Origin of the sequence: Saccharopolyspora karakumensis, from assembly GCF_004349225.1 — a bacterium.
Taxonomy (GTDB): Bacteria; Actinomycetota; Actinomycetes; order Mycobacteriales; family Pseudonocardiaceae; genus Saccharopolyspora; species Saccharopolyspora endophytica.
Genome location: NZ_SMLA01000100.1, coordinates 1 through 8,188 on the forward strand (window position 1 = coordinate 1; position 8,188 = coordinate 8,188).

10 protein-coding genes are annotated in these 8,188 nt (G+C 71.8%); 6 read left to right on the forward strand and 4 right to left on the reverse strand.

What is annotated here, in order from left to right; genetic code table 11:
* A partial coding sequence (locus E1202_RS30585) for an MBL fold metallo-hydrolase (protein ID WP_132686788.1) occupies positions 1–641 on the forward strand: 641 nt, incomplete at its 5' end.
* A 199-nt stretch (positions 642–840) separates the two neighbouring features.
* A complete protein-coding gene (locus tag E1202_RS30590; RefSeq protein ID WP_235879130.1) occupies positions 841–2,058 on the forward strand; it encodes an MFS transporter in 1,218 nt (405 codons plus the stop codon).
* A gap of 77 nt (positions 2,059–2,135) precedes the next feature.
* Here E1202_RS30590 and E1202_RS30595 read toward each other — a convergent pair whose 3' ends face one another.
* Positions 2,136–2,858, reverse strand: a complete 723-nt coding sequence (locus tag E1202_RS30595; RefSeq protein WP_328591033.1) for a M24 family metallopeptidase — start codon at positions 2,856–2,858, stop codon at positions 2,136–2,138.
* Between the two features lie 174 nt (positions 2,859–3,032).
* Here E1202_RS30595 and E1202_RS30600 point away from each other — a divergent pair, with 174 nt between their 5' ends.
* The gene (locus E1202_RS30600; protein ID WP_132686790.1) at positions 3,033–3,521 is read left to right on the forward strand and encodes a hypothetical protein; all 489 of its coding nucleotides are present in this window, start codon (positions 3,033–3,035) and stop codon (positions 3,519–3,521) included.
* The gene (locus E1202_RS30605) at positions 3,515–4,123 is read left to right on the forward strand and encodes a hypothetical protein (RefSeq protein WP_132686791.1); all 609 of its coding nucleotides are present in this window, start codon (positions 3,515–3,517) and stop codon (positions 4,121–4,123) included. The genes E1202_RS30600 and E1202_RS30605 overlap by 7 nt, the downstream gene beginning before the upstream one ends.
* 24 nt (positions 4,124–4,147) lie before the next feature.
* Here E1202_RS30605 and E1202_RS30610 read toward each other — a convergent pair whose 3' ends face one another.
* On the reverse strand, positions 4,148–4,909 hold the full coding sequence (locus E1202_RS30610) for an AraC family transcriptional regulator (protein WP_132686792.1): 762 nt from the start codon (positions 4,907–4,909) through the stop codon (positions 4,148–4,150).
* A gap of 36 nt (positions 4,910–4,945) precedes the next feature.
* On the opposite strand from E1202_RS30610, the gene E1202_RS30615 reads away from it, so the two are divergent.
* Positions 4,946–6,121 (forward strand): MFS transporter, encoded by a 1,176-nt coding sequence (locus E1202_RS30615; protein WP_235879131.1) that lies wholly within the window; start codon positions 4,946–4,948, stop codon positions 6,119–6,121.
* Here the strand turns inward: E1202_RS30615 and E1202_RS30620 are convergent, their stop codons facing one another.
* On the reverse strand, positions 6,122–6,799 hold the full coding sequence (locus tag E1202_RS30620; protein ID WP_132686793.1) for a histidine phosphatase family protein: 678 nt from the start codon (positions 6,797–6,799) through the stop codon (positions 6,122–6,124).
* A gap of 117 nt (positions 6,800–6,916) precedes the next feature.
* On the reverse strand, positions 6,917–7,729 hold the full coding sequence (locus tag E1202_RS30625) for an undecaprenyl-diphosphate phosphatase (protein ID WP_246536771.1): 813 nt from the start codon (positions 7,727–7,729) through the stop codon (positions 6,917–6,919).
* Positions 7,730–8,009: 280 nt separating this feature from the next.
* On the opposite strand from E1202_RS30625, the gene E1202_RS30630 reads away from it, so the two are divergent.
* Positions 8,010–8,188, forward strand: a 179-nt coding sequence (locus tag E1202_RS30630; RefSeq protein ID WP_132686794.1) for an aldo/keto reductase, incomplete at its 3' end; no start/stop codon positions are given.

The window sequence follows — 8,188 nt, forward strand, 5'->3', positions numbered from 1 at the left end:
AGACCACCCCCTCCGCCGGCACCCCCGCCGACCTCGGCCCCATCGACGTAGTGCTGCTGTCCCATGACGAGCACGACGACAACCTCGACCACTCCGGCCGGGCTCTGCTCGCCGATGTACCCCTCACCTTGACCACGCCCGGCGGCGGCGAGCGTCTGGGCGAACACCTGGGGAACAAGGCCCGGGGCCTGGCCGACTGGGAGTCCGTGCAGCTGGACCGTCCCGACGGGGGCTCGATCACGGTGACCGGCGTGCCCGCCATCCACGGCCCCGGTAACCGCGAAGACATCGAGCCGATCACCGGCCAGGTTGTTGGTTTCGTCCTGACCGGAGAAGGCCTGCCCACGGTCTATGTCAGCGGCGATAACGCCTCGCTCGATGCTGTTGAGCGGATCGCCGACCGGTTCGCCCCGATCGACACCGCCGTCCTGTTCGCCGGCGCTCCCCGCTTCTCCGCACTCTTCGACGGCAAGCCGATCGTCCTGGACAGCGCGCAAACCGCCGAGGCCGCCAGGATTCTGCGCGCTCGGCGGGTGGTTCCGGTCCACTTCGAGGGTTGGGCCCACTTCACCGAGGGCCGCGAGGATCTCGTGGCCGCCTTCGCCGCCGCGGGCCTGTCCGACCGCCTGCAGTGGAGCTGAGCGGACCGCCGCTCTCGCGCATGCGGTGCCCGGTGTCCCCGCCGGGCACCGCATGGCCCACGTCCTCGACACGGCGTTCCGTTCCCACCGGACGTCGCGGCCCCCACGCGTCTGACCCGGAGAAGCAATGCCCCGCCACGCAAGCACCCCTGCCACCGCCCACGACGGCACGGGCACTCCACCGGTGACCGAATTCCCGGTGAGAAGAACGCAACGGCGCATCCTGACGGTGCTGCTGGTCTCCCAGGTCCTCAGCGGTGTCGGACTCGCCGCAGGCGTCACCGTCGCTTCCCTGCTGTTGCAGGACATGCTCGAGATCACCGCGCTGGCCGGTCTGGGCATCGCCCTGCTCACCGCCGGGTCCGCGGTCGCGGCCGTGGTCGTGGGCCGGGTCTCCCAGGCCCGCGGTCGGCGCCTGGGGCTGGCTGGTGGCTACCTCGTCGGTGCCCTCGGTGGTGGGGGTGTCGTCGCCGCGGCCACCACCGACAGCCCCGCCCTGTTGTTCTTCTCGCTGTTCCTCTACGGCGCCGGGACTGCCGTGAACCTGCAGGCGCGCTACGCCGGAACCGACCTCGCGGCTCCGGCCCACCGCGCCCGCGCCGTCTCCACGGTCCTGGTCGCCACCACCTTCGGCGGAGTCCTCGGACCCAACTTCACCGCCCCCACCGGCGATTTCGCCGTCGCCCTCGGCCTGCCCCACCTGACCGGTCTGTTCCTCCTGTCCAGCACGGCGTTCGCCCTCGCGGCCCTCGTCCTGATCCTCTGGCTGCGCCCCGACCCGCTGCTGCTCGCCCGCTCCCTGCCCGCCGAAGAGCACCCGGAACACGACTCCGCCGCCTCCCCGCCCGCGCCGCGCTCCGAACGGTGGGCCGCGAGTCTGTCGCTGGGAGTGCTGGTCCTGGTCCTCAGCCAGCTCGTCATGGTCGCCGTCATGACGATGACGCCGGTCCACATGCACGCGCACGGTCTCGGCACGGCGGCCTCCGGTCTCGTGATCGCCGTCCACGTCGGGGCCATGTTCCTGCCTTCGCCCCTGACCGGGCTGCTCGTGGACCGCTACGGGCCCATCACCCTCGTCACGGCCGCCGCCACCACGCTCCTTCTCGCCGGTGTCCTCGCCGCCACCGCACCGGGCGACTCCGTTGCACTGCTGACCCTCGCGCTCGTCCTGCTCGGGCTGGGCTGGAACTTCGGCCTGGTCAGCGGAACCGCGCTCGCCACCGACGCCATCCCGCTGGCCACCCGAGCCAAGACCCAGGGACTCATCGACGTGGCCATCGCCATCGCGGGCGCCACCGGCGGGCTGGCCTCGGGCATGGTCGTCGCCGCAGCCGGTTACCCCGTCCTCGCCCTCACCGGAGCGGCCCTGGCCCTCGCACTGCTGCCGGTCATCATCGCCACCGCCTACCAGCGCTGACCGCGAAGCCTTGGCGCCGCCCCTCGACGATCAGGTCGGCCCGAGCTTCGACGTCGCAGCCGGGCACGCGGTCGGGTTCAGGTGGTGAGGATGCGGGGGCCGGTGTCGGTGATGGCGAGGGTGTGGCCGGTGTGGGCGGCGCGGCTCTCATCACCGGTGCGCAGCACGTCGCCGTCGGGATCGCAGTGGTCGTGGCTGCCTGCGGTGAAGATCGGTTCGACGCTGAACACCAGGCCGGGCCGCAGCGGCATGCCTCGGGCCGGGTGGCCGTCGTTGGGCACGGCCGGGTCCTGGCGGGCCTGCCTGCCCACGCCGTGCCCGCCCACGGCGGGGATGCCGTAGCCGGCGCTGCGCCCGACCAGCCCGATCGCCCTGCACACCTCACCGAGCCGGGCGCCGGGGCGTGCCGCGGCGATGCCGTCGGCCAGCGCCTGACCGGTGGCCTCGATCAGCGACCGGTCACCCGCACTGCCGGTGCCGACGGTGCTGCTGCGCGCTGCGCGGGCGTGCCACCCCCGCAGGTCCAGCGCCGCGGCCACGCTGAGCAGATCGCCGTCGGCCAGCACGCGCCCGTCGGGTGCGCCGCCGGTGATCTCGTCGTTGAGCGACGTGGAGATCACCCGCCCGCCGACCGGCCGCGCACCGGCCCCGGCAGCGATGCCGCGGGCGATCTCGTCGAGCTCCCCCAGAGACACCCCTGCCGCGACGTGGGAGTTCACCGCGGCCAGCACCGCGGCCACCACCGCGCCGGTTTCGGCCAGCGCGTCGATCTCGCCCCGACTGCGCAGTTCGATCACCATGCACCGATGATGCACCCCGGCACCGACAGCTCCCACCACAGTGGACTCCTGCACGCTGCGTGACGGCGCGTGCGTTGTCCGTCAGCGCCAACGCTTTTCGCCACGACCTTCGAGACGCAGTTCACAGGGGTCGCGTAGGGTGCCCGGGACCCCGCAAGAAGGAGACGCCAGCACGTGCGTGCCCAACACCCCGAGTTACTGCGCCGCCTGTGGTGGACGAGCCCCCTGGTGGTGCGCCTGGTGCCCGCATTGGCCCTGATCACGGCCACCGGAGCCGGTGTGGTGGCCAACCTGCCCGCCACCGGCGAACCCCCGCGCGCCCAGCAGCCGCCGCAGCAGATCACGCACCTGGCCCCGACCACCACACCGCCACCACCGCCGGCCACGACGGCACCCACCACCAGTCAGCCGCCGGCCACGACGAGCACGACCACCACGCGCAGCAGCACCCGCACGACCACGACCACCAGCACGACCCCACCGCCGCCGCGCACCACCGCACCGACCCCCACGACCACGACCAGCCCGCCGACGACGCAACGCCCACCCGGGGTCGCCGAAGGCCAGCCCTGCGACGAACCCGGCGACGTGGGACGCGGCGAGAACGGCGACCGGTACGTGTGCGACTACGACGACGGCACCTGGAGGTGGCGCGAATGGTGAACCCCGACCACATCCGCCACCAACCACCCCTGTCGGATCGCGAGACGCTGGTGCGCGGCGAGCTCACCCCGATCCGCGATGAGGCGCTCTACGGGCACGAAACCCTCGCCAAGATCACCGCCGAGCACGTCCAGCACCGCGGCGTCGGCGAGGACCTCGACTTCCCCGACCAGGCCCCGCCGACGCCGCCCCGGGGCACTCAGGCCGACGGCACGATCCGCACCACCGGCTGGCTGCAGATCGGCCCGCTGGCCGTGTCCTCGGGCCTGTGGGCGGCGCTGACCGGATTGGCCACCGGGCTGGCCCTGACCTGGCTGTGGGTGTGGCTTCCGCTGGTGCTGGCCGTGGCCGGTGCGCTGGTCTGGTGGGTGTTCACCCGCAGGCTGCGTCCGGCCTCGCGCGCCACCAACCTGGACCGGTTGCCCGCGGCGAACCTGCGCCCGGGACTGCCGGTGCGCCTGCACGGCCCGATCGGCCCGGTGGCCGTCGTCGAGACCCTCACCGGCACCGACGACGGGCACGTCACCGTGACCTTCACCAGCGGCCACCAGCGCACCCTGCCGACACGCGCCCGCCTGCACCTGGTCGAAATCCTCGACTGATCTTCCGCGCTCGCTCCAGGCCGGCTAGTCGCCCGGCGCTGCCGGCCTGCCGGGCCCGGCGCCGGGGGTGTAGCCGAAGGCGCGGCGGAACACCTCGATGAAGGTGCTGGCCGACGACCAGCCGCAGCGGTGCGCCACCGCGGTCACGGCGACGTCCTCGGCCAGCAGGATCAGCGCGTGGTGCAGCCGGATCTGGGTGCGCCACTGGTGGTAGGTCAGGCCGAGCTCGGCGCGCAGGCGGCGCGACAGCGTGCGGGAACTCGCGCCGATCTGCCGCCCGATCTCCTCCAGCGTCCGGTCGTCGGCGGGATCGGCGCGCAGGATCGCGTGCAGTTCCCGCAGCAGCGGGCTCGTCGGCGCGGGCAGGTGCAGCGGCTGCTCGGGTGAGATCGCCAGCTGGTCGAGCAGGACCGCCCGCAGCCGCCGGTGGGCGTCGCTGCGGTCGGCGGGTGCGCGCGTGTAGGCGATGATGAGCTCGCGCAGCAGCGGGCTGACCGCCAGCACGGCCGGTTCGGCCAGGCCCAGCGGGTTCTCCTCGACGGGCAGGCCCACCAGGTGCAGGTCGAGTTCGCCGTGGGCTTGGTGCTGGTGCACGGTGCCTGCCGGGATCCAGATCGCGCGGGTGGCCGGCGCGACCCAGGAACCACCGTCGGTGCTCACCGCGATCGTGCCCTGGCCGGCGTAGGCGATCTGGTGATCGTCGTGGCGGTGGGCGTCGATCTCACCGCCGGAGGCCAGCCGCTGGGTGCGCGTCGGCGCGACCGGGGTGTGGCGGATTTCCTGCATCACCGGTCACTCTATCGACAGCGCGACACCGGTGGGGTGACCAAGCATGGACGGGTGCGCAGCAACCCCGCCCTCGTCCTGCTGGCCCTCGGCCACGCCTGCGTCGACCTCTACCAGGGAGCCGTCGCCGCGCTGATCCCCTTCTTCGTGACCGAACGCCACTACAGCCTGGCCGTGGCCTCCGGCATCGTGCTGGCCGCCTCGCTGCTGTCGTCGATCACCCAACCGCTGTTCGGCGCCCTCACCGACCGGTGGCCGATGCCGTGGCTGCTGCCGGCCAGCACCCTCGTGGGCGGGGTGGGCATCGCGCTGAGCGGGCTGAGCGGCTCCTACCCGCTGACCTTGGCGTTCGTGGCGCTGTCGGGCATCGGCGTGGCGGCCTACCACCCCGAATCCGCCCGCGCGGCCCGGATCGCCAGCCGGGGCAGTCACACCGCGATGAGCTGGTTCTCCCTCGGCGGCAACGTCGGCTTCGCGCTCGCCCCGATCATGGTGGCGCTGGCGATCGGGCACGGTTCGCTGCGGGCGACACCGGTGCTGGTGCTGCCCGCGCTGGCCGGAGCCGCGCTGTGCGTGCCGGTGCTGCGCATGATCGGCGACCACCGCACCGCCCCCGCAACCTCACCGGCTCCGGGGGTCGACGACGTCGGTTCGTTCGTGAAGCTGTCGCTGGCGGTCATCGCCCGCTCCGTCGTCTTCATCGGCCTGAGCACCTTCATCGCCCTGCACGCCCAGCAGCGCGTGCACGGCGTGCCCGCCGCCGGAACCCTCGCCCTGTTCCTGCTGTTCCTCGGCGGTGCCGCGGGATCGGTGCTCGGTGGCCGCCTGGCTCAGCGCTACGGCCGCGTCCGCGTGTCGCGCTGGTCCTACCTGATCTCGGTCGCCGCGGTCGCCGGGGTGGTCCACGTGCCCGGACCGGCGATGCTGCTGTTCGTCGCCCTGACCTCGGCCGGGCTCTACGTGCCCTTCTCGCTGCAGGTCACCCTCGGGCAGGACTACCTGCCCTCCCGCATCGGCACCGCCAGCGGCCTCACCCTCGGCCTCACCGTCAGCATCGGCGGCCTGATCAGCCCCCTGCTGGGACGCCTGGCCGACACCACCTCGCTGCCCACGGCCCTGACCCCGCTGATCCTCATGCCGCTGGTGAGCTGGCTGGTCTTCCGCGTCCTGCCCGAACCCGCGCTGCCGGCAGCGGCGCGGCGCGAGAGCTGACTAGGGGTGCCGGCCGGTGCTGCCGCCGACCACGGCGTCCGAGGACGACGACTCCTCCGGCGGCAGCAGCCCGGAGACATCACCACCGGTGTCGTTGATCTTGAGCACGAACGGGCGCGTCTCGGTGTAGCGCACCACGCTCACCGAACACGGATCGACCACGATCCGCTGGAAGGAGTCCAGATGCAGCCCCAGCGCGTCGGCCAGCACCGACTTGATCACATCACCGTGGCTGCACAACAACCACACCTCGTTGGAACCGACCTGCCGGTCGTGCTCGCGCACCGCCGCCACGGCACGCGACTGCACCTGCGCCAGCCCCTCACCACCGGGGAACACCGCCGCGGACGGGTGCTGCTGCACCACCTTCCACAGCTCCTGCCCGGTCAGCTCCTTGATCTTGCGTCCGGTCCAGTCGCCGTAGTCGACCTCGGCCAGCCGCTCCTCGACCACCGGCTCGATCTCGCGCTGCCGCACCAGCCCGGCCACCGTCTCCTGGCAGCGCTGCAGCGGAGAGACCACCACCCGGCTCAACGGCACGCCCTCCAGCCGCGCGGGCAGACCCGCGGCCTGAGCACTGCCGGTCTCGTCAAGACCGACACCGGGTGTGCGCCCGGCCAGAACACCGGAGCCGTTGGCCGCCGAACGGGCATGCCGAAGCAGGATGAGAGTCGCCACGTCCGCCGAGGGTAGGCCTCACCGCACACCCCACCACCCCCAGGGCCCGCGCAGAACGAAAAAAATCGGGGCGGCCCGACCGGACCGCCCCGACTCCCGTTGTTCGACGTCACCGCCTCACGGCTGGATCACACCGAAGCCCAGCAGCGCGAACACCGCCGCACCCAGCGCGATCCGGTACCAGACGAACAGGTAGACGCTGTGCTTCTGCACGAAGCGCAGCAACCACGCGATCACCGCGTACCCGATGACCCCGGCCACCACCGTGGCCACGATCATCTGCGCCGCCGACGGCTGCAACCCGTACGGGCTGGGCTCGAACACGTGCGAGACCTCCGACAACCCCGCGGCGAACACCGCCGGAATCGCCAGCAGGAACGAGAACCGCACCGCCGTGGCCCGCGTGAGACCCAGCGCCAGACCCGCGGTGATCGTCCCGCCGGAACGCGACACACCCGGGATCAACGCCATCGCCTGAGCGAAACCCATCAGCACACCGTCGCTGAGCCGCAACCGCGCCTGCTCGCGCAACTGCTTGCCGTACCGCTCGGCCAGCCCCATCAGCACACCGAAGATCACCAGCGTCGCCGCGGTGATCCACAGGCTGCGCAGCGTCGAGCGGATGTAGTCCTGGAAGAAGAACCCCAGGACACCGATCGGCAAGCTGCCCACGATCACGTACCAGGCCAGCTTGTAGTCCTGCGTGGCGCGCACCTGGGCGCTGAACAGCCCGCGGAACCACACGGCGACCAGCCGGACGATGTCACCGATGAAGTAGATGACCACCGCCAGTTCGGTGCCGATCTGCGTCACCGCGGTGAACGAAGCACCCGCGTCTTCGCCGAAGAACAACTTCGACACGATCGACAGATGCCCGGACGAGGAAATCGGCAGGAACTCGGTGAGCCCCTGGACCACGGCCAGCACCATGGCCTGCAACCACGACACGAAACCCACTCCACACGATCGAAAAGGGAACCCCGGGCCGCACCCGAAACTTCCAGCCCGGTCCCCAGATCTTCCAGCATCACCCTGTACCGGCCTCCCCCACCCTTGATCACCCCATCAGGGCAGGTCAGCCACCGAACCGTCACCCACCGCAGCCAGCCCCGCGACACACCACCCACGATGTGATCCACAACACTCAGAACCGGACCCGCCGAGCCGACCTCACCAGCCACACCCACCACGCCCAATACCCTGCAACACCGTGGAACAGCGACAACTCGGCCACAGCGGCCTCCGCGTCTCCCGACTCGCCCTCGGCACCATGACCTGGGGCCTAGACGTCACCGCCGACGACGCAGCCGACCAGCTGACCACCTTCCACGAAGCAGGCGGCACCCTTGTCGACACCGCCGACGTCTACCAAGACGGCCACGCCGAAGA

Excerpts from the sequence above, each read along its gene's own strand:
- E1202_RS30595 (WP_328591033.1), bottom strand. The coding sequence starts at position 2,858 with ATGGTGATCGAACTGCGCAGTCGGGGCGAGATCGACGCGCTGGCCGAA.
- E1202_RS30605 (WP_132686791.1), top strand. The coding sequence starts at position 3,515 with ATGGTGAACCCCGACCACATCCGCCACCAACCACCCCTGTCGGATCGC.
- E1202_RS30610 (WP_132686792.1), bottom strand. The coding sequence starts at position 4,909 with ATGCAGGAAATCCGCCACACCCCGGTCGCGCCGACGCGCACCCAGCGG.
- E1202_RS30625 (WP_246536771.1), bottom strand. The coding sequence starts at position 7,729 with ATGGTGCTGGCCGTGGTCCAGGGGCTCACCGAGTTCCTGCCGATTTCC.